At 52.2% G+C, this 25,397-nt stretch carries 17 protein-coding genes, 2 tRNA genes and 1 pseudogene; 18 read left to right on the top strand and 2 right to left on the bottom strand.

What is annotated here, in order from left to right; all coding sequences use genetic code 11:
* Window positions 1–6: 6 nt before the first annotated feature.
* On the bottom strand, window positions 7–1,818 hold the full coding sequence (locus tag IPK30_01660) for a hypothetical protein (protein ID MBK8102029.1): 1,812 nt from the start codon (window positions 1,816–1,818) through the stop codon (window positions 7–9).
* Between the two features lie 70 nt (window positions 1,819–1,888).
* On the opposite strand from IPK30_01660, the gene rluD reads away from it, so the two are divergent.
* The 8 genes from rluD (at window position 1,889) to mtnC (ending at window position 11,522) form a co-directional block, all read left to right on the top strand.
* The gene (gene rluD, locus IPK30_01655) at window positions 1,889–2,842 is read left to right on the top strand and encodes a 23S rRNA pseudouridine(1911/1915/1917) synthase RluD (protein MBK8102028.1); all 954 of its coding nucleotides are present in this window, start codon (window positions 1,889–1,891) and stop codon (window positions 2,840–2,842) included.
* Window positions 2,839–3,621: a peptidoglycan editing factor PgeF gene (gene pgeF / locus IPK30_01650; GenBank protein MBK8102027.1), complete on the top strand. Its 783-nt coding sequence runs from the start codon at window positions 2,839–2,841 to the stop codon at window positions 3,619–3,621. Before rluD ends, pgeF begins: the two co-directional genes overlap by 4 nt.
* Before the next feature lie 56 nt (window positions 3,622–3,677).
* Window positions 3,678–5,612 carry a hypothetical protein gene (locus tag IPK30_01645; GenBank protein MBK8102026.1) on the top strand — a complete coding sequence of 645 codons (1,935 nt, stop codon included), beginning with the start codon at window positions 3,678–3,680 and terminating at the stop codon, window positions 5,610–5,612.
* Window positions 5,613–5,701: 89 nt separating this feature from the next.
* Window positions 5,702–8,350 carry an ATP-dependent chaperone ClpB gene (gene clpB / locus IPK30_01640; GenBank protein MBK8102025.1) on the top strand — a complete coding sequence of 883 codons (2,649 nt, stop codon included), beginning with the start codon at window positions 5,702–5,704 and terminating at the stop codon, window positions 8,348–8,350.
* A gap of 269 nt (window positions 8,351–8,619) precedes the next feature.
* Complete coding sequence (locus IPK30_01635; protein ID MBK8102024.1) at window positions 8,620–9,549, top strand: DMT family transporter; 930 nt, start codon at window positions 8,620–8,622, stop codon at window positions 9,547–9,549.
* 51 nt (window positions 9,550–9,600) lie between these two features.
* Window positions 9,601–10,242, top strand: coding sequence for a methylthioribulose 1-phosphate dehydratase (locus IPK30_01630; protein ID MBK8102023.1), 642 nt, complete (start codon window positions 9,601–9,603; stop codon window positions 10,240–10,242).
* 24 nt (window positions 10,243–10,266) lie between these two features.
* Window positions 10,267–10,806 (top strand): cupin, encoded by a 540-nt coding sequence (locus IPK30_01625; GenBank protein ID MBK8102022.1) that lies wholly within the window; start codon window positions 10,267–10,269, stop codon window positions 10,804–10,806.
* 5 nt (window positions 10,807–10,811) lie between these two features.
* Entirely contained in the window at window positions 10,812–11,522 is a 711-nt protein-coding gene (gene mtnC / locus IPK30_01620) for an acireductone synthase (protein MBK8102021.1), read from the top strand.
* 4 nt (window positions 11,523–11,526) lie between these two features.
* Here the strand turns inward: mtnC and IPK30_01615 are convergent, their stop codons facing one another.
* Entirely contained in the window at window positions 11,527–13,092 is a 1,566-nt protein-coding gene (locus tag IPK30_01615) for a hypothetical protein (GenBank protein MBK8102020.1), read from the bottom strand.
* A gap of 152 nt (window positions 13,093–13,244) precedes the next feature.
* Between IPK30_01615 and IPK30_01610 the strand changes: the two genes are divergently transcribed.
* The 10 genes and pseudogenes from IPK30_01610 to truA all read left to right on the top strand — a co-directional run bounded on the left by IPK30_01610 (window position 13,245) and on the right by truA (window position 25,334).
* A tRNA-Asn gene (locus IPK30_01610) sits at window positions 13,245–13,319 on the top strand.
* Between the two features lie 52 nt (window positions 13,320–13,371).
* Window positions 13,372–13,448, top strand: a tRNA-Met gene (locus IPK30_01605).
* A 31-nt stretch (window positions 13,449–13,479) separates the two neighbouring features.
* A pseudogene (gene uvrB, locus IPK30_01600) lies at window positions 13,480–15,521 on the top strand (excinuclease ABC subunit UvrB).
* Between the two features lie 14 nt (window positions 15,522–15,535).
* A complete protein-coding gene (locus IPK30_01595; protein MBK8102019.1) occupies window positions 15,536–16,996 on the top strand; it encodes a hypothetical protein in 1,461 nt (486 codons plus the stop codon).
* 91 nt (window positions 16,997–17,087) lie between these two features.
* Window positions 17,088–18,524, top strand: coding sequence for a 3-isopropylmalate dehydratase large subunit (gene leuC / locus IPK30_01590; GenBank protein MBK8102018.1), 1,437 nt, complete (start codon window positions 17,088–17,090; stop codon window positions 18,522–18,524).
* Window positions 18,521–19,165 carry a 3-isopropylmalate dehydratase small subunit gene (gene leuD, locus IPK30_01585; GenBank protein MBK8102017.1) on the top strand — a complete coding sequence of 215 codons (645 nt, stop codon included), beginning with the start codon at window positions 18,521–18,523 and terminating at the stop codon, window positions 19,163–19,165. The genes leuC and leuD overlap by 4 nt, the downstream gene beginning before the upstream one ends.
* Window positions 19,166–19,223: 58 nt before the next feature.
* Entirely contained in the window at window positions 19,224–20,300 is a 1,077-nt protein-coding gene (gene leuB / locus IPK30_01580; GenBank protein MBK8102016.1) for a 3-isopropylmalate dehydrogenase, read from the top strand.
* 38 nt (window positions 20,301–20,338) lie between these two features.
* Window positions 20,339–21,454 carry an aspartate-semialdehyde dehydrogenase gene (asd, locus tag IPK30_01575; protein ID MBK8102015.1) on the top strand — a complete coding sequence of 372 codons (1,116 nt, stop codon included), beginning with the start codon at window positions 20,339–20,341 and terminating at the stop codon, window positions 21,452–21,454.
* Between the two features lie 237 nt (window positions 21,455–21,691).
* Entirely contained in the window at window positions 21,692–24,490 is a 2,799-nt protein-coding gene (locus IPK30_01570) for a hypothetical protein (GenBank protein MBK8102014.1), read from the top strand.
* Window positions 24,491–24,512: 22 nt separating this feature from the next.
* On the top strand, window positions 24,513–25,334 hold the full coding sequence (gene truA / locus IPK30_01565; protein MBK8102013.1) for a tRNA pseudouridine(38-40) synthase TruA: 822 nt from the start codon (window positions 24,513–24,515) through the stop codon (window positions 25,332–25,334).
* The last annotated feature ends 63 nt before the right edge of the window (window positions 25,335–25,397 follow it).

The following is a 25,397-nucleotide window of genomic DNA, read 5'->3' as shown; positions in this document are numbered from 1 at the left end:
CAGCCGCTATTGGGGAGTACGGTTCATGTGTGTCTGCTGCAGGCGGTTGAGGTAGGCATCCAGCCAGTGATCGTAGCTGCCGAAGTGAAAAGCAACGATGCTGAAGAGTCTTTCGCGGGAAAACAACGGCTCCGATGCCGTGATCAGTTTAAGTTTGTCGTAGTAGCGCGCCAAATCGGCATCAGTAATTTTGTTCTCGCCAGATGCAACAGATTCCAGGTAGCCCTCCGGCATTACGCGATTCACGCCGCCAGATGACCAAACGCCGCCGGGATTTTTCGGCATGCGTGCCAGCAGTGGGTCGGTGAGGGCTTTGATATCGACGGCAATTTTGTTGATGCCCATGCAGTAACCGATGATGCCATCTAGTGCGATGATGGCCACTGGCGGCTGCGACGCACCCTCATGACACCACGGATGATCGGGGAAGGGTTTTTGGATATCGCGATGCAGCCACGCATACAACGAAGTCCAGTGATAAATAAAATAGCGTTCGCGCGACACATTGTTTAGATTCCACCACATATCAAAGTCAGAATTTTTCCCCCAGTTTTTATAGTTGGTTTGCCAAGGGCTGTCGAATTGTTGCGTGGATAGCAGCAACACGCTAACTAAAATTGCACGACTGATTTTTTGCGTGATGTTTTTTGTGGCAAGGCTGAGGGCGAATAGCAGAAAACCCAGTACGACAATAGCAAGATAAAAAACGGTAGGAGAAGGTGCCTGCCATTGCAGCGCTTTAAAGAGTGTATCTAAAGGTTGCAGGCTGAGCAGCAGAAGGTAATACACCAGATAGGCCAAACACAGACCCATGGCTATACGCATGGGTAGTACAAGTTTTTGCGTTTGCCAAGGCTGCTGCACAAATTGCGCAGCAGCAACTAAATAGAGCGGCGCGTAAAAACGCCCCAACATGTAATCGCCACCTGCCCAAAAAATATACGCTGTGGCGAGTACGAGTCCTGTGCTAAGGGTGCGTTGTACTGTATCGCGCATACAAAAGCCGCGTACGGCAGTGAGAAAAATCAGCATCGGTGTGATGGGGTCTAACTGCAAGCTTTTGCTGAGGTAAATCCAGCCGCGCGTCAACCTATCTGCATATGTCACGCCATCAATATTGAGTTTGCCGTAGGCAGTATTGGGCAGCGGCATGCCGTAGTACAGCAGTGAAAACAGTGTCCACAGCGTCAACGGTGCTGCCAATAACATGAGTGCGATAATTTTTTGGCGCAGGGGTAATTGCCTGTGAAATTGCCAAGCCAAATGCGCAAGTATGGGCGCGATCAACAGCAGCGTGTCGTGACGGGTAATCAGCAACAAACCAGCGCTGAGTGCCAACGCGTATTTGTCTTGCGAATGTTGATCGCGCAAATAGAGCAGTACAAAAACGCTCAATAAAAAATAAATGAGCGGATATTCCAGGCCGGAGGCAGTGAAATCAAAAAACGCTTGCGAAAATGTGAGCAGCAAAACAAACACTATCCATTGCTGAATGTTTTTCAACAGCATTGCGCTTGCCCATAGTAGCAGCGTGTGTAAAGCCAGTGATAGTCCAATCAGATTGAGATAAAGCGTTTTGCAAAACACAGTACTGGCGATAATCAGCAAGTACCACAATGGGCTGGTAAATACTTGCACGCGTTCGTGTGGGTTCCAGCGAAAACCGTGACCGGCAAGAAACTGCTCGACGCTGCGCAAAATAATGAAAGCATCTTCCGCTGCCCAAGCGTTTTTTAGAAACAAACTCAGCGAGAAAGTGCTCACCAGCACATACAGCGCCCAGCGCGCGTGTTTGTTTTGTAACAGAGAGGCGATCATCAGTGATAAGAGCTTGTTAGACTAGGCACAGGAACGCCGCATTTAAGCACACAGCCTTCGATCATCAAACATGAGTGAACCCATTCAACAATCAGCAGCCGTGCGCAACGAGCAATCCGGCTTGCGCGTGGATCAAGTGGCGGCAGAATTATTTGCCGAGTTTTCGCGTGCGCGTTTGCAGGCGTGGATTAAATCGGGCGAGCTGCTGGTGGATGGCGCGAGTGTGCGCGCCAAAGACAAAGTGCTGTATGGCAGCGTGATGACGCTGAATGCCGAAGTGCCGATCAGTGAAAATTGGTCGGCACAGGCGATTGTACTGGATATTGTTTACGAGGACGAGGCGCTGCTGGTCATCAACAAACCCGCTGGTTTGGTGGTGCATCCAGGGGCGGGTTCACCGGATGGCACGCTGCTGAATGCGCTGCTGTTTCACGATCCGCAACTGGCAGCGGTGCCGCGCGCGGGCATTGTGCATCGCTTGGACAAAGACACCACGGGCTTGCTGGTGGTGGCGCGCACCCTGCAAGCGCACACGGAGCTGGTGCGACAGTTGCAGGCTCGCAGCATGAAGCGCGAGTACGAGGCCGTGTTGTGCGGCGTGTTGACGGCGGGCGGCACGGTGGATGCGCCTATCGGCCGCCATCCGCGCGACCGCGTAAAAATGGCGGTGGTGGCCACGGGCAAACCAGCAGTGACGCACTACCGCGTGCTGCAACGCTTTGAAACCCTGAGCCATGTGCGCTGCCAGCTGGAGAGCGGTCGCACGCATCAAATTCGCGTACACATGGCGCATATCGGCCACCCGCTGTTGGGTGATGTGGTTTACGGCGCGCGCTTGCGCTTGCCCAAACAGGCGACTGAATCCACACGCAAGCTATTGCAGCAATTCCCCCGCCAAGCCCTGCACGCGGAGCAACTGGGCTTGGTGCATCCGGTTACAGGTGAAAACATGCAGTGGCAGGCGCCCTTACCTGAAGATATGCAAGAACTGCTGCAAGCTCTGCGCGAGGAGACGCTGGCATGAGCGCCATCACCTGCCTCACCCCTGATTGGCCGGCGCCGGCGAATATCCGCGCAGCCGTGACCACGCGCGCTGGCGGCATTTCACAAGCGCCGTATGACGGTTTTAATTTAGCGAGCCATGTGGGCGATGACGCGCAAGCCGTGACAAAAAACCGCGCGTTGTTGCAGCGGCATTTGTCGCTGCCGGAACAACCGCCGTGGTTGACGCAAGTGCATGGCACCGATGTGTTGCGGCGCGATGGAACAAGTTGGGTTGATCTCTCAAAACCTTACGACGCCTGCTACAGCAATCAGCCCAATACCGTGTGTGCCGTGTTAACAGCGGATTGCTTGCCGGTGTTGTTTTGCAGTCGCGACGGCCGTGAAATTGCGGCGGCGCATGCCGGTTGGCGTGGTTTAGTGGCTGGTGTGTTGGAGGCAACCGTGGCGCAATTTTCCTGCCCGTCAGCGGAAATACTCGCGTGGTTGGGTCCCGCAATAGGGCCGCAAAGTTTTGAAGTGGGTGCGGAAGTGCGCGAGCAGTTTCTTGAACGGCATCACAATTGCAATGAGAGCGCGTTAGTAGATTGTTTTGTGAAAGGCGCAGACGATACACATTGGCTGTGTGATATTTACGCGCTGGCGCGTTGGCAACTACTGGTCTTGGGAGTTGTGGCGGTGTACGGCGGTGGCGAAGATACCTTGGCGGATGCGCGGCGTTTTTATTCCTACCGCCGCGAGGGGAATACGGGGCGCATGGCCTCGTTGGTTTGGCGGATGCCTACCTACCTACCTACCTAGGTAGTATTATCGCCGCCGCCGGGCTAAGAGAGATGGACGAGCAAGAGGGATCGTGCATGAAAGGAATTATTTGTTTGCTAGTGCAGGGATTTCTAGTTGTTTGTGCTATGACGCTACAGGCTGCCACGGTAGATCCAGTTGTTGTAAGTGAGTCGACGCAATTCCAGCATTTGTCGCTGCGCCCCTATATCACTCACTATGTTGGTTCGATGACATCAGATTCAGTTCAGCAGATGGCTCATGTGTCTGATGCAGAATATGAAGCGCTGACCTCGGCATCACCCTTGCTGCCATTTAGCACACAATGGTTTAGGTTTTCGGTTCGCAATGATTCAAATGTGTCGCGCACATTTATTTTTAATTTAGATCAAACTTTATTTAGTCAAATAAATTTGCAGGCTGGCATCGAAGGAGTTGCGGTCAAGCAAGTGTTAACTGGGCAAAATTATCCCTATGCGAGTCGTGATCTAAAATACGACTACTATGCGTTTGAGCTGGAAATTCCTGCTGGAAAAACCATGCAGGTGGATTTTTCTCTTGCGACACAGTTCTCTGCGCTTTTCATTCCGGTGCTGGTTGATTTGGATCTGTTTCCCCAGCAGGTGGTATCGACTGGGCGGTTCACTGGGACTGTCGTCGGGATAATTTATTCGGTTGTTTTGTTTCTTTTGATCTACATGTTGCGTGTGCGTCGAGTGGGTCTTGAGTTTCAGATGTGGGTATTTGCGGTTACAAATTTATTGTCTGTGCTATACATTGCTGGGGTGGTGCAGAGGGTAATTCCAGATGTGTACTTGGAGTGGAGGAATATCTCGTTTTTGTTAATTCATGGAGTGCAGGGCTTTTCCTTTGTGCAGGTGTTGCGCGGTTGCTACCAAACGTCGGTTAAGTTTCCTGTCTTTGATAAGTTGTTGTGGTTTTTTGGCGTAGTGATTGCGTTAACTATGCTGCTCTTGCCATTATCGGTGAATGCATATTTATATGCTGCGCTAATGTTTTTAAATTCAATAGTTTTATTGTTGGCAGTTGCTCTGGCGTTGCTTACGTTGTTTTTTTCTTTGGCTGAATATTGGTTGTTTAGTAGTGGATTGTTGTTGTTTGTTTTATTCATGTTTTCTTCTTCTTTGCCTGCGTTTACGTTGTTGCCAAACTCTCAGTTGGCTCATCATGGTTATGAGGTTGGGTTGACTTTACAGGTTACTTTCCTCTTCATTGTAATTGCATCTAAGATTTTTACAGAGGAAAAAGCCAAGTTATTTGCTCAGGGGCAGGTGCTGAAACTCAATGCTGACATGGAAGCGCGCAGTGAGTTTGTCGATAGAGTCACGCACGATGTGAAATCGCCATTGTCGGCGGTGATGGGGGCAGTGCATTTACTGCGTGAGCCTGTGTCGCTAGAGCAGAAGAAGAAATATTTGGATGTGATTCAACAATCTTGCAACACGGTAATCACTATCGTGGACGGCATTCTCAGCTACTCGCGCCTTAAATCTGGGCATGTCGTGTTGCATAAACAATCGTTCAGCATTGCCGCATTGTTGTCTGAAGTGGAAAATGCAATGCAGGTGACTTATCGCCAGAAAAATATCGCGTTTTCCGTGGCGAGCGATGGCATGTTGCCACTATTGATGATTGGCGATAGAAACCGCTTGCAGCAACTGCTGAATAATTTGCTGACCAATGCGTTTAAATTTACCGATGAAGGCAGCGTCAAATTGCTGGTGTCGGTTGTTGCGCGCAGTGTCGATAAAGTGACGCTGCGGTTTGAAGTGCATGACACCGGTATCGGCATGTCGCCAGAATTTGTCGGCCGCGCTTTTGAGCCGTATGCGCGCGAAGAAAACAGCGCAGGGTATCGGCAAGGCTTTGGTCTGGGGCTGCCGATTTGTAAGCAGTTGGTAGAGATGATGCACGGCACGATTCAAATATCGAGCTCCTTGGGTGTGGGCAGTGTCTTTGTCATCGAACTGCCGTTTGATTTGTCTGCGTAGATTGTTGCCAATGCTGCGAGGCTGGCTTGAACTGCGCGCCAGCATCCCCATCATGTGCTCATAGATAAAAACCTTTTGAGGTTGATCACATGAGAATTGATAAGTTAACTAGCCAGCTCCAAAACGCCCTATCTGACGCGCAATCTTTAGCCGTGGGGCGCGACCACACGCAAATTGCCCCCGTGCATTTGTTGCAGGCGCTGCTCGATCAACAGGGCGGCAGCGTCAGCCCACTGCTACGGAAAGCGCGTTTTGATGTGGCGGGTTTGCGCCGAGCGTTGGATGAAGAATTGCAAAAGCAGGCCACAGTGAGCAACGCAACGGGCGATGTGGCGATGTCGCAAGAATTAGTAAAGTTGCTCAACTTGGCCGACAAATACGCGCAGCAGCAGGGCGATCAATACATCGCTAGCGAAGCGGTGTTACTGGCTGCGGCGCAAGACGGCGGAACGCTGGGTGCATTGCTGAAAAAGTTTGGCCAAGTGTCACAGTTGCAACAAGCGGTTACTGAATTGCGCGCAGGGCAGGCGGTGGATGATCCGAATGCGGAGTCTGCGCGGCAGGCGCTCGATAAATACACCATTGATATGACCGAGCGCGCGGAGAGCGGCAAGCTCGACCCGGTGATTGGGCGCGATGATGAAATTCGCCGCACGATTCAAGTGTTGCAGCGCCGCACAAAAAACAATCCAGTATTGATCGGTGAGCCCGGCGTGGGCAAAACCGCCATTGTGGAAGGCTTGGCGCAGCGCATCGTGAATGGCGAAGTGCCGGAAGGATTAAAAAATAAACGCCTGTTGTCGTTAGATCTCGGCGCGCTGTTGGCGGGTGCTAAGTTTCGCGGTGATTTTGAAGAGCGTTTGAAAGCCGTGCTGAATGAATTGGCGAAACAGGAAGGTAATGTCATTCTGTTTATTGATGAATTGCACACCATGGTCGGCGCGGGCAAAGCCGAAGGTGCGATGGATGCTGGCAATATGTTGAAGCCGGCGCTGGCACGCGGTGAGTTGCACTGCGTGGGTGCGACTACGCTGGACGAATACCGTCAGTTCATTGAAAAAGATGCGGCACTGGAGCGGCGTTTTCAAAAAGTGATCGTCGATCAGCCATCGGAAGAAGACACCATCGCCATTTTGCGCGGTTTGAAAGAGCGCTACGAAGTGCATCACGGCGTGGATATTACCGACAGTGCGATTATCGCTGCGGCAAAATTATCGCAACGCTATATCACCGATCGCCAACTGCCGGATAAAGCCATCGACTTGATTGACGAGGCGGCCTCGCGCATCCGCATGGAAATTGATTCCAAGCCGGAGGAGATGGACAAGCTAGAGCGGCGTTTAATTCAGTTAAAAATCCAGCGCGAAGCGGTGAAAAAAGACGATGACGAGTCCGCCAGAAAATCCTTAGACATTCTCAATGAGCAAATTGCCAAAGTAGAAAAAGAGTTTGCGGATTTAGAAGAAATCTGGAAGGCAGAAAAAGCCTCTTTGATGGGCTCGCAGCAGATCAAAGCGGATTTAGAAAAAGCGCGCATTGATATGGATGCCGCACGCCGCGCGGGCGATCTCACGCGCATGTCGGAACTGCAATACGGCGTGATTCCCGCGTTAGAAAAGCAGTTGGCGGCTGCCGATCAACCGCAACAAATTGAGCATCAACTGCTGCGCAATCGCGTTACCGATGAAGAAATTGCCGAAGTGGTATCCAAGTGGACGGGCATTCCCGTCTCAAAAATGTTGGAGGGTGAGCGAGAAAAACTGCTGCGCATGGAAGATGCCTTGCACAAACGCGTGGTGGGACAGAAAGAAGCGGTGGTGGCTGTGTCCAATGCCGTGCGCCGCTCGCGCGCCGGTTTGTCAGACCCTAATCGCCCCAACGGTTCATTTTTATTTCTCGGGCCTACAGGTGTGGGTAAAACCGAGTTGTGCAAAGCGCTGGCGATGTTTTTGTTCGACACCGAAGAGGCGATGGTGCGTTTGGATATGTCGGAGTTTATGGAAAAACATTCCGTCGCGCGTTTGATCGGCGCGCCTCCTGGCTATGTCGGCCACGAAGACGGCGGCTATTTAACCGAAGCTGTGCGCCGCAAACCGTATTCGGTGTTGTTGTTGGATGAGGTGGAAAAAGCGCATCCCGATGTATTCAATATTTTGCTGCAAGTCTTGGATGACGGACGCTTGACCGACAGCCAAGGGCGCACGGTAGATTTTCGCAATACCGTGGTGGTGATGACATCTAACTTGGGTTCTGATCGCATACAAGATTTGGCCAGCGGTCGCTCGTTTGATTCCGTCAGCTTTGACGGCTTGGAATTGCAAGACGATTCCACGCGCAATGAAAATCGCTACGAGGCGATGAAAGCAGCGGTGATGGAAGTGGTCGGCAGCCATTTTCGCCCTGAGTTCATCAACCGTATTGATGAAGTGGTGGTGTTTCATCCGCTGGGCAAAGAACAAATTCGCAATATTGCCGATATTCAATTGGCGCTGCTGCGCAAACGCTTGCATGAGCGCGAAATGGCAATCACCTTTAGCGATGCCGTCATGCAAGAATTGGTCGAGGTGGGTTTTGATCCTGTGTATGGTGCGCGTCCGTTGAAACGCGCTATTCAACAGCTCATCGAAAATCCGCTGGCGAATGAAATTCTCGCAGGGCATTTTGTGGCGGAGGATACGATTGCGGTCGATTTGTCTGCCGATAATCGCGCTTGTTTTACCAAAGCGGTTGCGGTGTAGCGCAGTGCGCGTTTATGATGCGAGCATCAACCTTGTGTATGTATGACATGAACCAGACCTTGTTTATTAAAGCCGTCTCTGTGCGACTGTGGCATCGCCCACTGTCGCGGCTTTTTGTGCCTGGTTGATCGCTAAACTTGTTTTAGTCCCCGCTCAAAGCCGCTTCTAGCGGCTTTTTTGTTTTTGACTCTTCCAAAACGCAAAGCTGCTGAACCTGCTGAAAAGCGTTGTTTGTTTTGCCGTGTTTTGTTTTGTTTGGGAGTGATGTGATGTTGGCTAAAGCCTTGATGGGAAACAAAAAACGATTACAGCGCGATGCCGGTTTATGGCTGGTGGGCATTGCCGCGCTGTTGTTTGCGTGTAAAGGCACAGTCATCAAGTTGATGTACGCACAAGGCGCAAGCGTGGCGGATGTGATGTTGCTGCGCATGCTGTTTTCTGCGCCTATTTATGTGTGGGTTGCTGCAATGCGCATTCGTCACGAAGCGCAAGCCTTATCAAAAAAGTTGTTGATTTTGGTGATGAGCATCGGCGTGCTGGGCTACTACGTCGCGAGTTATTTGGATTTGTTGGGCTTGCAAACCATCAGCGCAGGGTTAGAGAGAATTATTCTCTACACATATCCTGTTTTTGTATTGCTGTTGTCCGTGCCTTTGCTAAATAAAAAAATATCGTGGTCCGTTGGTGTCTGTGCGGCAATTATTTATGCGGGTTTATTGATGGTGTTTTTTGCGGATATTCGCATGCAGCCTCATGTGTCGCTGACAGAAACCGGCAAAGGTGCACTGTGGGTTTTGTTGAGTGCGTTGTCGTTTGCTTTGTATGTGATCGGCAGTGATTACTGCATGCGTGTGTTGTCCAGTGCGCTGTTTACCGCAGTGGCCATGTTGTCAGCGAGTGGCATGATTGTGTTGCACTACGCCTTCACGCAGCCGTCATTCGCCGCGATATTGCATTTGTCGCCCGCGGTATACGGTTTGGCAGCCATCACCGCAATTTTCTTTACGGTGTTGCCTTCCTTCATGATGTCGGCGGGCATCAAACAAATCGGACCTGATAAGGCTGGCGCAGTCGGCATGATTGGCCCTGTGGCCACGGTGTTGATTGCAGGTTTGGTGTTGGGTGAAGCGGTGAGTGTGTTGCAAATGGCAGGTTTGGCCGTGGTAATGCTCGGTGTGCAGCGGCTGCGTCACAGTTGATCTGTGGCAAAATGCCAACCCCCATCGCGACACATTTCTGTGGAGATTGCCATGACTTCGTCGCTCACGCCGTTTGATTCGGCGCAGTTTTTGCAATGTGCCGAGAGCATTGTGGTCGCCAGCCGCGCGATATACAGCCGTGGTTGGTCACCTGCCACATCCAGTAATTATTCCGTGCGTTTGAATGCAAGCTGCTGCGCTGTCACTGTTTCTGGCAAACACAAAGGTGAGCTGACGGTTGATGATGTGATGGCAGTCGATGTGGATGGCAAACCGTTAATGGATAAAAAACCGTCGGCTGAAACTTTATTGCACACGCAGTTATACAAACGCGATGCCGATATTGGTGCTGTGCTGCACACGCATTCCGTGTGCGCCACGGTGTTGACGATGGCGCAGCCGAATGTCGATACCTTGGTGCTGCGCGGCTATGAATTATTGAAAGCGTTTAACAGTGTGCAAACACACAACACGGAATTGCATATTCCGATTTTTGAAAATACACAGGATATGGTGGAGCTGTCACAGCGCGTGGAAAAACGCATGCAACGCGAAGGCGTGGGCGTGGCGTATTTAATTCGTGGCCACGGACTTTACACCTGGGCGGAAGATTTAGCGGCGTGTATGCGCCATCTGGAAGCTTTAGAGTTTTTGCTCGACTGTGAGTGGCGCCGCTACAGCGCGCGCCCATAGAGCAACGAGAAGCGGGGAAAAATAATGAGTGAGTTGATTGTTTATTCTGAAAATGGCGATCAGCAAATACAAACGCGCGCCGCGCCACAAATAGCACAGACCTTGCGGCAAGTGGGTATTCGCTTTGAGCAGTGGCGACCTAGTGCGCGGGTGCAAGCGGGTGACACGCAAGAAGCTATTTTGCAGGCGTATCGCAGTGATGTAGACAAGATCGTCACGGAATGCGGTTTTGTTACGGTGGATGTCATTAGCATCAACAGCGGCAATCCCAACAAGCAAGCACTGCGCGAAAAATTTTTGAGCGAGCATATCCACACCGAAGATGAAGTGCGTTTTTTTGTTGATGGCTGCGGTCTGTTCTATCTGCACATCGGCGACAAGGTGTACAGCGTGTTATGCGAAAAAGGCGACTTTCTCAGTGTGCCAGCCAATACGAAGCATTGGTTTGATTTGGGCGGTGAGCCCAATCTGGCAGCGATTCGTTTTTTTAACAACGAAGCCGGTTGGGTGGCACAGTACACGGGCAGCGAGATCGCCAAACAGTTTCCTAAATTGGATGGTTGATGTATATGTTCAAAGTCAAAGCCATACTCACCGATATTGAAGGCACCACCAGTTCCATTTCTTTTGTGCGCGATGTGTTGTTTCCCTATGCGGCGCAACATTTGTCGACATTTGTGCGCGCCAATGCGCAAGACCCTGCGGTGTTAGCGCAAATGCGCGCGGTGGCGCAAGAAATTGGCGTGGCAGAAAACAATTACGAAGCCATTATCGCAACGCTGTTGCAGTGGATTGCAGAAGATCGCAAAGCGACGCCGCTAAAAGCTCTGCAAGGCATGCTGTGGGAGCATGGCTATAAAAATCAGGCTTACAGCGCGCATGTGTATGAAGATGCGGTTAAACAGTTGCAGGCGTGGCATGCAGCAGGCATTCCGTTGTTCGTGTATTCCAGCGGCTCGATTCAGGCGCAAAAATTATTTTTTGCCTACAGTGAATTTGGTGATATGACACCGCTGTTTTCTGAATATTTCGATACGACATCGGGCGCAAAACAAGAGGCGGCTTCGTATCAGTGTATCGCAGAAGCTATCCATATATTGCCAGAAAACATTTTGTTTTTGTCGGATATTGCCGCCGAGTTGGACGCGGCCAAAGCGGCGGGTATGCAAACCTGTTGGTTAGTGCGCCCGCAAGACAGTGCAGCTGATAATGCGGCAATTGCCAACAGCCCGCATCCTGCCGTGCACAGTTTTTCTGAGATTGCGACCAGTCTGGTGTAATCGCTTACGGTTTGGGATTGCGTAGGCGCTCTATCACAGCATCGGGCAACACCACAAACGGGCAACTGCTCAAATTGCTTGCTGTTTGTGTGGGCTGGCTCAATAAATGTGCGCGCGCAGTTGTCAGTTCCTCATTGAATGCGCCGGTGTTGATCTGCCAAATCGCTTGTAACCGTTCTTTGCTAAATAGTGGTTCGCTTTGTGTGATTAAACGCAAGCTGTCGTAGTAGCGCGCAATGACTGGGTCAACAATTTCATTGCTGTTGTGCAGCACGCTGCTGCAATAGCCTTCCGGCACTACGCGCAAAAAATGCCCAGCGCGCCAATTTTTTTGTGCGGGATTGTGAGGCATGCGCGCTAACAGCGGGTCGGTAATGCCCAATAAATCGACCATTTTCCCTTCGGTGCCTAAACAAAAACCGTGCATACCCACGGTGTGGCTGGCAGCCACGGCAATGCCTTGATTGCGCTGCTCGTTCCCATCTTGGCACCAGCCAAAATCGTGTATGCCTTCATCACCGCGTTGCAGATAACGGGTGAAGCGCGTGAACCAAAAAAAGAAATAGCGCTCTTGCGTCACGCCATCGGCGCTGTCGCCCATGCGAAACGGTTCTGCGCCCCAGTGTGCGGGTGTGGCCAGCGGTGGTGTCCAGAAAAACCAACTGATACTGGCGACAGCGGCAAAGCCAATGGCGATTACGCGGTAGTGGACGCGCCACTGCAGCAACAAAATCACACACAGCAAATAATCCCAGCCGAAAAAACGGCCACGCATAAAATCGCCGCCTATCCACACAACATAGGCGAGATGCAACAGCACGCCGAGTGTAAGGCAGCGCAGTGTTGTGCGTTTGTTGAACATGCCAATGAGCAGACCGGCAGTCAGTATGGCTAGGCTAATGAAGTCGCGCAGTAGGGAAGTGCTGAAATAGGTGATACCGCGTTGCAGTAAAAATTCGCGCGGTATCACAGCGCTGAGTTTGGCGTAAGCGGTATTTGGAAAAGGAAAGCCGTAGTAGATCAGCGAAAATAATGTCCACACAGCCAGTGGTAAAAGCGCCGCAAACAGCGTAGGCATGCTCTGCTGGCGATAGCGAATAATATTGTGAACCAGTAACGGCAGCACAAATAACGCAGCATCGTGGCGAGTAACCAATAACAAACCGATGGTGATACCGATGCGCAATAGTTTTTGTTTTTCTGGCAGTTGCTCGTCGAGATAAAAACGCGCGATAAAACTCAGTAGGCAATACACCAGCGGATTTTCTAAGCCGGAAGAGGTGAAATCAAAATAGGCTTGAGAAAAAACCAACATCAGTACGGCCAACAGCCAGCGCGGCGGACTGGTGAAGATTTTATGTAGATTCCAAAGAATCAGGGCGTTGCAGACGGCGCTCAGGATGATGCTGTTGAGATAGTGGTCGCGGTGCAGCCAGCCCATGCCGGCCAGCAGCCAGTACCACAGCGGGCAGGTGAATACTTGCACACGCTCGTGGGGGTTCCAGCGTGGACCGTGGCCGCTGAGGAGTTGGTCTAGGCTGCGAAACAGGATGTAGGCATCGTCGCTCACCCAAGCGTTCTTGAAAAAGACGAATCCGTACAGCGTGAATCCAAGAATGAAAAGAAAGCGTGGGGATCGCCAAAATTGCCTAAAAAGCACGCAAGTTTTCCTTGACCGGTGTAGGGCAGCTTTATAACATACGCCGCCTCGAAAGAGACCGTTCCGACTTAGCTCAGCGGTAGAGCAGTTGACTGTTAATCAATTGGTCGGCGGTTCGATCCCACCAGTCGGAGCCATATACATGGGGTACTTGTCGTCTAACGAGGACAGTGCCCCTTTTTTTACCCTGGCAAGGTAGCTCAGCAGGTTAGAGCACAACACTCATAATGTTGGGGTCCCCAGTTCGATTCTGGGCCTTGCTACCATATTCCTCCCTCGGCTGATGGCGTTGCACAGATGACATCAGAATTACCCAAGCCAGAACACAAGCCCTTTGTCGTGGAATCGCGCTTTGCGCCGGCCGGTGATCAGCCGTCGGCGATTGCGGCTTTGGTCAACGGCATTCAATCGGGGTTGATGGCGCAGACGCTGTTGGGTGTGACCGGTTCCGGCAAAACTTTCACCATCGCCAATGTGATAGAGCGCGTGCAGCGCCCGACGATCGTACTGGCGCCCAACCGCACCTTGGCCGCGCAGTTGTACGGTGAGTTTCGCGAATTTTTTCCGCATAACGCAGTGGAATATTTTGTTTCGTATTACGACTACTACCAGCCGGAGGCGTATGTGCCTTCGTCGGATACATTTATCGAAAAAGATGCCTCGGTGAATGAACATATCGAACAGATGCGTTTGTCGGCAACGAAAGCGCTGTTGGAGCGCACGGATGTGATTGTGGTTGCCACGGTGTCGTCGATTTACGGTTTGGGTGATCCTGAACAGTATTTCAGCATGGTGTTGCATCTCAGTCGCGGTGAACGCATCGATCAGCGCGAATTGCTGCGCAAATTGGCAGAGTTGCAATATCGCCGCAACGATATTGATTTCCAGCGCGCCACTTATCGCTGTCGCGGTGATGTGATTGATGTGTATCCGGCCGATTCGGATATGGAGGCCATTCGCATCACGCTGTTTGATGAGGAAGTGGAAAATATTGCTGCGTTTGATCCGCTGACGGGACAGATATTGCGCAAGCTGCCGCGCGCCACCATTTTTCCTAAAAGTCACTATGTCACACCGCGCGATACGGTGTTGTCGCGTATTGATGATATTAAAGAAGAGTTGCGCGATCGCTTGGCACAGTTTCGCCACTTAGAAAACATGTGGAATTCCAGCGTCTTGAGCAGCGCACGCAGTACGACATTGAAATGATTGTCGAACTGGGCTACTGCAACGGTATTGAAAACTACTCGCGCTATTTGTCGGGTCGTGCGCCGGGCGAGCCGCCGCCCACACTGTTTGATTATTTGCCGGAAAATGCCTTGCTGGTGATTGATGAATCGCATGTCACCATTCCGCAACTCGGCGCGATGTACAAAGGCGATCGCTCGCGCAAAGAAACGCTGGTGGAATACGGATTTCGTCTGCCGTCGGCTTTGGATAATCGCCCCATGCGTTTTGATGAGTGGGAAAAAATTGCACCGCAGATGATTTATGTTTCGGCCACACCTAGCGCCTACGAAGAAGCGCACAACGGACAGGTGGTGGAGCAGGTGGTGCGCCCCACGGGCTTGGTGGATCCGGAAATTGAAGTGCGTCCCGCTACAACACAGGTGGATGATTTGCTGTCAGAGATTCGCTTGCGCGTGAAAAGTGGCGATCGCGTGTTGGTAACAACACTCACCAAACGCATGTCGGAAGATTTGACCGATTATTTGATGGAGCACGGCGTCAAAGTGCGCTATTTGCATTCCGATATTGATACCGTGGAGCGCGTGGAAATTATTCGCGATTTGCGCCTCGGCGAGTTTGATGTGTTGGTGGGCATCAACTTGCTGCGCGAAGGTTTGGATATGCCGGAAGTCTCGCTGGTGGCGATTCTTGATGCAGATAAAGAGGGTTTTCTGCGCTCGGAGCGTTCGCTGATACAAACCATAGGCCGCGCTGCGCGCAATATAAACGGCAAAGCGATTCTGTATGCGGATCGCATCACTGGTTCCATGCAGCGCGCGATGGATGAAACGAGCCGTCGGCGCGCCAAGCAAATGCAGTTCAATGCTGATCACGGTATTGTGCCAAAAGGTGTGCAGAAATCTGTGGTTGATATTATGGAAGGCGCTGTGCCGGGCGCGCGCAGCAAGAGCAAAAAGCGCGAACAGAAAGTGGCGGAAAGTCGCGGCAAGTACAGCGTCAATATTGAGGAAATGACGCTAGAGCAGATGGCAAAGGCTATCCAAAAACTGGAAAAACAAATGCTGCAGCACGCCAAAAATCTAGAGTTTGAAGAAGCGGCGGCAGTGCGTGATGAAATAGCGAGGGTGCGAGAGCGTGCGTTTAAATAGAGCGAGTCAGTGTGATGAATAAAAGAAGTATTTCTACATGGGTAGTTTTGGTAATCAGTGCTTTGATTTGGCTTCCCTCTAGCCCTGTCATCAAACTCATTATCGAAAACGATCCGGTGATTCTCGGTCGCTATTCGGCGGGCCATTTTGGCGCGCTGTTGTTGTTGACGGTTATTTTGTGGATCGCAGCGGCGGTGTTGTTTTCAACGCGCAACAAAGCCAAAGGCGAAACAATTTTTGCGCTGGTGATGGTGTATTTGTCTGCCGGTGTGAGCGGTTTTGTGCTGGTGGTTGGCTCAGGCATGATCAACAAACCGCGTTTTATTGAGCAGGCGGTTCACGGTGTAGATCCTGATACGGGCATTGTGTTGAGTGGTGTGGTGCGCCATCGCCCGCCCAATGAGCGTTTTGATTTGCTGCAAAAAGATGTGCCAGAGCAAGTGCGTTCTTATCCCAATGCGCCAGCTGGCTATCCGGAGTTTCCGCTGGTGTTGACCAGTGACAGTCGTGGCTATCGCAATGCAGATAATCTTCAGCAATACGATGTGGTGGCCGTGGGCGATTCGTTCGTCGCGGGTTCACATGTGTCGGATGAACAGGCGTGGGTGGAGTTGTTGCGCAAATCCACGGGACAAACCATTTACAACACAGGTGTGTCCGGCACAGATCCGCTGACCTATTTGAATAATTTCATCACGGTGGGTCGTGCGTTCAAGCCAAAAACTGTGTTGTTGATGTTGTATGAGGGCAATGATTTTCGTGATGCGCCGCCACTGCCAACAGTGGAAAACACGAAAGCATCTGCGTCTGCAGAAGATAAAAGCCACAGCCTTGGTTTTTACGCCAAAGCTTCACCGGTGACGAAAGGCCTGCGTCGACTGGCAGAAGAAGTGCTGGCAAAAATCGGCAGCCAGTGGCCGGTGGCGGGCTACGCTGAAAAGGTAGGTTTTATGCCATTGCGTTTGAATATAAATGGCAAGCAGCAGGCTTACAGCTTTGAGCCTAAGCGTCTGCATTATCTGGCGAATGATGATCAGCAGGCGTTTGCTGCATCAAGTGATTGGAAAAATGTGCGCGATGTGTTGGAAAAGTTTGAGCTGTTGTCGAAAAAGGATGGCTTTCGTTTGGTGATGGTGTACGCACCCAGCACGCCGCATGTCATCTTGCCCTTGATGGAAAAAGAAATTCCAGCGCAACAGTTGCGCAACTTTATGGATATCAAAAACAAAAAAAATATTGCCATGGATGCCGAGGCGTATAAGCAGCAAATATTTTCACGCTTGGATTCCAACGAGGACACCTGGATGGCGTGGTGCAAGGAGCGCGGCGTTGCTTGCGTGAGCACCACTGCGGCATTGCGGCAGGCAGCCGCCAATGGGCAGCAGGTGTACTACACCTATGACCAGCATTGGACGCCAGAAGGTAATGCGGTGACGGCACGCGTCGTAGACGCTTTTTTGCGTCAATTGCCCTGAAATAGGCGGAAAAACGCCGGTGCATCACGGGTTTTGTGGTGTGCTGGTGTAAAATGCCTGCCCCGTTTCTCCCCTGGGTCGAGGTGCAACTGTGGCCGCCAAAACGCTTTACGACAAACTTTGGGATGCGCATCTCGTGCAGCAGCGCGATGATGGCACGGCGTTGATTTATATCGATTGCCAATTGCTGCACGAAGTAACTTCACCGCAGGCTTTCGACGGCCTGCGCATGGCGGGGCGCAAGCCTTGGCGTTTGGACGGCAGTATCGCGACGCCTGATCACAATGTGCCAACCACATTGAAAGAACGCGCAGCCGGTGTGGCGGGCATCGAAGATGAAACTTCGCGCATCCAAGTGCAAACGCTGGACAGCAATTGCGACAGTTTCGGCATCACGGAATTCAAAATTAACGATGCGCGCCAAGGCATTGTGCATGTCGTCGGCCCTGAAACAGGCGCCACTTTGCCTGGCATGACCATCGTGTGCGGCGATTCGCACACCTCTACCCACGGCGCGCTCGGCGCGTTGGCACACGGCATCGGCACATCAGAAGTGGAACATGTGTTGGCAACGCAGTGTTTGATTCAGAAGAAAATGAAAAACATGCTGGTAAAAATTGATGGCCAGTTGGGTGTGGGTGTGACCGCAAAAGATGTGGTGCTCGCCGTAATTGGCAAAATCGGCACCGCAGGTGGCACCGGTTATGCCATCGAATTTGGCGGCGAAGTGATGCGCGCCATGTCGATGGAAGGCCGCATGACCGTATGCAATATGGCGATTGAAGCGGGCGCGCGCGCAGGCATGGTGGCGGTGGATGACATCACGATTGAGTATGTGCGCGGCCGCACTTACGCACCGCAAGCAGAGCATTGGGGCGCGGCTGTTGCGGCGTGGCGCGATTTACACAGCGATGCCGACGCACAGTTTGATGCCGTGGTGGAATTGCGCGGCGAAGATATCAAGCCGCAAGTGAGTTGGGGCACCTCACCGGAAATGGTGTTGCCGGTGGATGCAAATGTGCCGGATCCTGCGCGTGAAAATGATGCAGTAAAACGCGAAGGTTATGAACGCGCGTTGCACTACATGGGCTTGCAAGCGAATCAAGCGATCACTTCCATTAAATTGGATCGTGTATTTATCGGTTCTTGCACCAATTCGCGCATCGAAGATTTGCGTGAAGCCGCGAGCATTGCGAAAGGAAGAAAAGTGGCGGCAAGTGTGAAGCAAGTGTTGATTGTTCCTGGTTCGCAGCAAGTGAAAAAACAAGCGGAAGCGGAAGGTCTCGATAAAATTTTTGTCGAGGCGGGCATGGAATGGCGTGAGCCAGGCTGTTCGATGTGTTTGGCGATGAATGCGGATCGTTTGGGCGAAGGCGAGCACTGCGCGTCCACCTCCAATCGCAACTTTGAAGGGCGACAGGGCTTTGGTGGTCGCACGCATTTGGTCAGCCCTGCGATGGCGGCTGCCGCTGCAGTGGCGGGGCATTTTGTCGATGTGCGCGAAATGATGAACGGAGGTGCTGCATGAAACCGTTTGAAAAACATGAAGGCATCGCTGCGCCTATGGATCGCGCGAATGTCGATACCGACATGATTATTCCGAAACAATTTTTGAAGTCGATTCACCGCACCGGTTTTGGTCCCAACTTGTTTGATGAGTTGCGCTACTTGGATGTGGGACAGCCCGGCATGGATAACAGCCAGCGCCCGCTGAACAAAGAGTTTCCGCTGAATCAAATGCGCTATCAGGGTGCGTCGATTTTGTTGGCGCGGGAAAACTTTGGTTGCGGTTCTTCGCGCGAGCACGCGCCGTGGGCGCTGGACGATTACGGTTTTCGCGCCATTATCGCGCCGAGTTTTGCTGATATTTTTTTCAACAACTGTTTCAAAAATGGCATGTTGCCGATTGTGTTGCCGCACGAGGTGGTGAGCCAGTTGTTTGATGAAATGTATGCGCAGGAAGGCTATCGTTTGACGATTGATCTGCCAGCGCAGCAAGTTATCACGCCGTCGGGAAAAGCATTTGCTTTTGAAGTGGATGCGTTTCGCAAACACTGCTTACTGCATGGTTTAGATGATATTGGTCTGACCTTACAGCAGGCGGATGCGATTCATGCGTTTGAAGCGAAATACAAGCAGTCGTCGCCTTGGTTGTTTGGGCGTTGGTGAACCCCTCCCTGCCTCCCCTTGTCAGGGGAGGTGTTTTGCAGAGTGAAAAGAGAAAATTATGAGTAAGAAAGTATTAATTCTGCCCGGCGATGGCATTGGCCCAGAAATTATTGAACAAGCCGTGGCGGTACTGGATGTCGTCAATCAAAAGTTTGCGCTGAATTTGCAGTGCGAAAACGGTGTGTTGGGCGGCGCGGCGATAGACGCACACGGTGTGCCGTATCCGGATGTCACGCACGAGCAAGCAGTGCAAGCGGATGCAATTTTGTTGGGCGCAGTCGGCGGGCCAAAGTGGGATCAATTAGATACAGCAATCCGTCCCGAAAAAGGTTTGTTGGCAATTCGCTCAAAGCTCGGCTTGTTCGGCAATTTGCGTCCGGCAATTTTGTATCCACAGTTGGCTGAAGCTTCTTCGTTGAAACCAGAAATCGTTGCCGGCTTGGATATTTTGATCGTGCGTGAATTAACCGGCGGTTTGTATTTTGGTGCGCCGCGCGGTGTGCGTGTTTTAGAAAATGGTGAGCGCGAAGGTTACAACTCGGCGGTGTATCGCGAGAGTGAAATCGAACGCATCGGAAAATTGGCGTTTGAGTTGGCGCGCAAACGCGATAAAAAACTGTGTTCTATCGATAAAGCGAATGTGTTGGAAGTGACGGTATTGTGGCGCGAAGTGATGGAGCGTTTGGCGAAGAACTATCCCGATGTGCAGTTGTCGCACATGTATGTGGATAACGCCGCAATGCAGTTGGTGCGCGCGCCGAAGCAGTTTGATGTGATGGTGACGGGCAATATGTTTGGCGATATTTTGTCCGACGAAGCGGCGATGTTGACCGGTTCTATCGGCATGCTGCCATCCGCTTCGCTCGATGTGAATGGCAAAGGTTTGTACGAGCCCTGCCACGGTTCGGCGCCGGATATTGCGGGGCAAGGTGTCGCCAATCCGCTGGCGACAATTTTGTCGGTGGCGATGATGTTGCGTTATTCCTTGGCGGCACCGGCAGCGGCCGATGCTATTGAAGTGGCTGTGGGCAAAGTGTTGGATCAAGGTCTGCGCACGGGTGACATCCTGAGCGCGGGCATGCAGAAAGTGGACACGCGCACGATGGGTGAAGCTGTCGTGAAAGCGCTCGCATAAACTAAAATGAGCAACGAACTTTTTGAAGTGGTGATGGCATGAACAAAGTAGGGTTTGTCGGTTGGCGTGGCATGGTGGGCTCGGTGCTGATGCAACGCATGCAGGAAGAAGGTGATTTTGCCGATATTCATCCTTATTTTTTTACCACTTCGCAGCTGGGTCAGCCCGGACCTGCAATTGGTAAGCCTGTTGATGCACTGCTGGATGCCAATAACATCGAAGCCTTGAAAGCGATGGATGTGATCGTCACTTGCCAAGGCGGCGACTACACCAAAGCTATTTTTCCGAAGCTGGAAGCAGTGGGCTGGAAAGGTTATTGGATTGATGCGGCCTCGGCGCTGCGTATGGATCCCGACGCCGTGATTGTGTTGGATCCGGTGAACAATAGCGTGATTGAGCGCGCGCTGGATCACGGTCAGCGCAAGTTTGTCGGTGGCAACTGCACGGTGAGCTTGATGTTGATGGCGCTGGGCGGTTTGTTCCGCGAAGGCTTGATTGAGTGGGTATCGTCCATGACCTATCAAGCGGCTTCCGGCGCGGGCGCGCAGAATATGCGCGAACTGTTGAAACAGATGCAGGTGTTGGGCAATACCGTAGCCAATGAATTGGCCGATCCTGCGGCGGCGATTTTAGACATTGATCGCAAGGCAATCGCCACGATGCGCTCGGCCGAGTTTCCCGCACAGCTGTTTGGTGCGCCGCTGGCGGGCAGCTTGATTCCGTGGATAGACACGCAGTTGGATAACGGTCAGAGCCGCGAAGAGTGGAAAGGGCAGGCTGAGACCAACAAGATCCTCGGCTTGGAAGGTAAAGACATCATCCCGATTGACGGCTTGTGTGTGCGCGTTGGTGCTATGCGCTGCCACAGTCAGGCAATGACCATCAAGCTGAAAAAATCCGTTTCACCGATTGAGGTTGAAGCTATTTTGGCCTCAGCCAACAACTGGGTGAAAGTCGTGCCCAATGACAAAGCCTTGACCGTGAAAGAGCTGACCCCAACTGCCGTGACTGGCACCTTGGGTATTCCGGTGGGTCGCGTGCGCACACTGAACATGGGCAAGGAGTATTTGTCTGCGTTTACCGTGGGCGACCAACTCCTGTGGGGTGCGGCCGAGCCTGTGCGCCGTATGCTGAGAATCATTGTTGAGGGCTAATGCCTCTTCGGGGTGGGGCGCAATAGCCCCATCATTTGTGATTCAGCGCGCAAAACAATCAAAAAATCCATGTTTACCAGTAGGTTACATGGATAATTGAATGCACATTCTAGTTTTTTTGCTTTCTATCCTGTAAAGTCGCCCAAGCTTGGTATATCGAGAGTGCCCGCCAAGGCGACTCAATCGTGTGCCAGTTGTAAGCGATGTTTCTTCGGATAATAAATAAAGGGCACTACTATGGATCGTAAACTTGTCGTTGCGCTCTCATCCTTGATAGGCGGCATCACTGTAGGCGGCAATGCCTACGCCATCGGTTTGGGCGATATCAAGTTACATAGCGCGCTGAACGAGCCGCTGCGGGCAGAAATCAAGCTAGTGCAGGTAAAAGATCTGACAGAAAATCAGATCATCGTGAACCTTGCGTCGTCGGAAGATTTTGCGAATGCCAATGTAGACCGCGAGTATTTTCTGAACAGTCTGCGCTTTCGTTTGGATTTGGATGACCCGTCCAACCCGAAAGTGGTGGTAACCACACAGCAGCCTATCCGCGAGCCTTTCCTCAACTTTTTGGTAGAAGTGCAGTGGCCTAGCGGTCGTCTGCTGCGCGAGTACACCCTGTTGATGGATCTGCCTACCTACTCAGATGCAAGCCCACAAGACAGTTTTGATGCACCGGTAGCAGAAGAACCCAGAGTCGTTCACCGCGTGAAAAAGGCGGTGCCTGTCGAGCAGCCAGTGGCCGAGCCTGTCCCCGTTGAACCTGCAGTAGCGGCTGCGCCGACACGCAAGACAAAAAAAACTGAAGAGTCTGCACCGGCACAAGCGCCTCAGCCATCAGCAGTAGTAGAACAACCTCAACCGGCAGCTGAAAAGCCAGCCGCCGAATCCGCCGCTGGCTCTTACGGCCCTACGCGCACCAATGACACACTGTGGCGTATTGCTCGCAGTGTGCGTGGCAGCGGCAGCATGCAGCAAAAAATTCTCGCCATTCAGCGCCTGAACCCTGAAGCATTTAGTCGCAACAACGCTAACCTGCTTAAAACAGGCAAAGTATTGCGGCTGCCCAGTGCAGAAGAGATTGCCAGCATTGGTCGCGCTGATGCCTTGGTAAAGATGAAAGAACAAGAAGTGGCGTGGAAATCTGGCGCTACTTTGCCTCCTCCTGCTGGCCCACAAGTGGATGCAACAGGGCGCACGCAACCGGTTGTAGCGGCCGCGCCGCAAACAGAAGGGCAGCTCAAGTTGGCAACGCCGGCACCGGCAACGGCAGATAGTGCTAAAACCGCTCAAGGTTCTGGCGATCAAGCTGTTGGTACAGAGATTACGGCGCTGAAAAATGAGCTGGCGGTAGGCATGGAGGAGCTGAACCGCGTACAGCGTGAGCAGCAAGATGCGACATCGCGCATCAAAGATATTGACGCGCAAAAAACCAGCGCTGATCAGCTGCTGCATTTACAGAGTGCCGAGTTAGCTGCGCTGCAGTTACGGTTGGCAAACGAGCGTGAAGCAGCGGCAAAAGCAGCCGCTGAGGCACAAGCTGCCGATGCGGCCAAAGCGCAAGCTGATGCCATCGCCCAACAACAAGCCGCCGCGTCAACACAGCCTGCCGAGCAGCCGCCGGTTCAGCCTGCAGTGGAAGCTCCAGTTGCACCCGCGCAACCAGCGGTAGAAGTTCCTGCACCGGATGCAGCAGTGCAGCCAGCCGCTGAAGCGCCTGCTGCTGTGCCAACTCCTGCGCCTGCCGAGCCAGCGCCACCAGTTGCAGTGGAACCAACGCCGCCGCCAACATCAAGCGAGCAAAAGCCGGCACCTCAACAGCCTGAGCCATCGTTATTGGATCAGCTGAAGAGCAATCCTGCTATTGCTGGTGCAGCAGCGGTAATTTTGATGTTGTTGGGTCTATTCGGTTACCGCAAACGCGCCACTCGTCATGCTGAGGAGGTGGATGCGACTGAGGAGGAATTGGAGCAGCACACATTTGCAGCAGAAACAGATAACGAAGAGGCTGCGGAGTGGAGTGAGTCTGAAGCGTTTGATGAATCACGAAATGAAATTGCTCAGCCTGTTGCTTTAGCTGATGAAGCTGGGGACATCGTTGCACCTGAGCCGGCACTGCAGGCAGAGTCGGGCGATGTGCTGGGCGAAGCGGATATCTACATTTCTTTTGGCAATTACGACAAAGGCGAGGCGCTGCTGAAGTCTGCTATCGATACAGAGCCGCAGCGCGTTGATTATCGTTTGAAGTTGCTCGAGTTGCATAAAGAGGCAAAAAATCTCGCAGGATTTGACGCTGCGTACAAAGCGCTGATTGATCTCGATGACGATGAAGCTATCGTTAAAGCGGGCACATTGCGTGCTGCCATTCCGGGAGCATCCGACACGCCGTTTGCCTTCGGTGTCACCTCCGCAGCAGCAGAAGCTGGTATCAGCGATGAACCAGAGTTTGATCTGGATTTTGATTTGGATGCTGTTATTGAGTCACCTGTTGCTGAAGCGCCAGTAACAACACCCGTGGCAGCACCGGTGGAAGAGCTGGTGGAAGAACCGGCCTTTGATTTGGATGAAATGGATTTTGCAGCACAGCCAGAAGAGCAGTTTGATGTCAGCTTTGATTTGGATGACGCTGCAGATGTAACGGAATTGCAGACAGTGGATATGGCGCAGCCTGAGGCTGTCGTCGAGGACGCTCATGTAGCGGAAGATGGCGCCTTTGATTTGGATTTCGATCTGGATCTCACCGCGCCTGCTGCTGAACCAGAGCCGGAGCTTGATCTCACCGATATCACACCTGCTGCACAGGAGTTAGATGCTGAAAGCACGGCAATGTTGGGTGCCGTAACAGCAGACGCCGGTGAAATTGACGAGGAGCTGGGTTTTTTGTCCGACGCAGATGAATCGGCTACCAAATTGGATTTGGCACGCGCTTATATCGACATGGGTGATAAGGAAGGCGCGCGCGATATTCTTGCCGAAGTTCTGGACGAAGGCAGGGACGATCAAAAACGCGAAGCACAGGCGCTGCTTGATAGCATCTGAGTATCACCGTAACGCTGAGATTATGCCCGGAGGGAGTCTTCCCCCGGGCATTTCTCGTTTTGCACTGGCGGTAGAGTATTGCGGTAGTCGCTACCACGGCTGGCAGCGTTTAGCGGGTCGATCAGAGCCGACCGTACAAGCAGCGTTAGAGCAAGCACTGAGCTTTGTGGCAGCGGAACCTATCACGGTAGTGTGCGCGGGCAGAACCGATGCCGGCGTACATGCCACCAATCAAATCGTGCATTTTGATGCCGCTGCGCAGCGCGACGAAAAGGCGTGGGTGATGGGCGTGAACTCGCAACTGCCAGCGGATATTCGCGTGCGCTGGGCGCGCCCTGTGCCAGCGACATTTCATGCGCGCTTTTCTGCGCGTGCGCGCACCTATCGCTACTTGATTGCCAATACCTCAGCGCAGCCTGCAATTGCAGCAGGGCAGTGTTTGTGGGTGCGTAAACCACTGGATATTGTCGCCATGCAGCACGCGGCAAATTTTTGTTTGGGCGAGCACGATTTTTCTTCCGTGCGTGGGTCGAGTTGCCAAGCAAAAAGCCCTGTGCGCACTCTGCATCAGTTTGAATTTTCTTGCGTTAATGACTGGGTGATTGCCGAATTGCGCGGCAATGCTTTTTTGCATCACATGGTGCGCAATTTAATGGGCTTAATCCTGCCGGTGGGTTTGGGCTATAAAAAACTGGAGTGGGTGCGCGATGTGCTGGCACTGCGCGATCGCAAGCAGGCAGGAAAAACTGAAGCGCCCCAAGCCTTGTATCTCGTCAAAGTGGATTACGATCAAGACTACGGGCTTCCTGTGTCCAGTAAAGGGCCGTTTATGTTGCCTGACTAGCGCCGAGATTGATGCGGTAGTAAAAATAAAAAAGCCGGAGTTTTTGCTCCGGCTTTTTATTTG

The organism is Cellvibrionales bacterium (genome assembly GCA_016713115.1).
Classification (GTDB): domain Bacteria; phylum Pseudomonadota; class Gammaproteobacteria; order Pseudomonadales; family UBA7239; genus UBA7239.
Note: the sequence above shows the minus strand (reverse complement) of the source record. Positions and strands in the feature narration are given on the sequence as shown.

Coding starts and splice junctions, on each gene's coding strand:
- IPK30_01660 (MBK8102029.1), bottom strand. CDS start 1,818: ATGATCGCCTCTCTGTTACAAAACAAACACGCGCGCTGGGCGCTGTAT.
- rluD (MBK8102028.1), top strand. CDS start 1,889: ATGAGTGAACCCATTCAACAATCAGCAGCCGTGCGCAACGAGCAATCC.
- pgeF (MBK8102027.1), top strand. CDS start 2,839: ATGAGCGCCATCACCTGCCTCACCCCTGATTGGCCGGCGCCGGCGAAT.
- IPK30_01645 (MBK8102026.1), top strand. CDS start 3,678: ATGAAAGGAATTATTTGTTTGCTAGTGCAGGGATTTCTAGTTGTTTGT.
- clpB (MBK8102025.1), top strand. CDS start 5,702: ATGAGAATTGATAAGTTAACTAGCCAGCTCCAAAACGCCCTATCTGAC.
- IPK30_01635 (MBK8102024.1), top strand. CDS start 8,620: ATGTTGGCTAAAGCCTTGATGGGAAACAAAAAACGATTACAGCGCGAT.
- IPK30_01630 (MBK8102023.1), top strand. CDS start 9,601: ATGACTTCGTCGCTCACGCCGTTTGATTCGGCGCAGTTTTTGCAATGT.
- IPK30_01625 (MBK8102022.1), top strand. CDS start 10,267: ATGAGTGAGTTGATTGTTTATTCTGAAAATGGCGATCAGCAAATACAA.
- mtnC (MBK8102021.1), top strand. CDS start 10,812: ATGTTCAAAGTCAAAGCCATACTCACCGATATTGAAGGCACCACCAGT.
- IPK30_01595 (MBK8102019.1), top strand. CDS start 15,536: ATGAATAAAAGAAGTATTTCTACATGGGTAGTTTTGGTAATCAGTGCT.
- leuD (MBK8102017.1), top strand. CDS start 18,521: ATGAAACCGTTTGAAAAACATGAAGGCATCGCTGCGCCTATGGATCGC.
- leuB (MBK8102016.1), top strand. CDS start 19,224: ATGAGTAAGAAAGTATTAATTCTGCCCGGCGATGGCATTGGCCCAGAA.
- asd (MBK8102015.1), top strand. CDS start 20,339: ATGAACAAAGTAGGGTTTGTCGGTTGGCGTGGCATGGTGGGCTCGGTG.
- IPK30_01570 (MBK8102014.1), top strand. CDS start 21,692: ATGGATCGTAAACTTGTCGTTGCGCTCTCATCCTTGATAGGCGGCATC.
- truA (MBK8102013.1), top strand. CDS start 24,513: ATGCCCGGAGGGAGTCTTCCCCCGGGCATTTCTCGTTTTGCACTGGCG.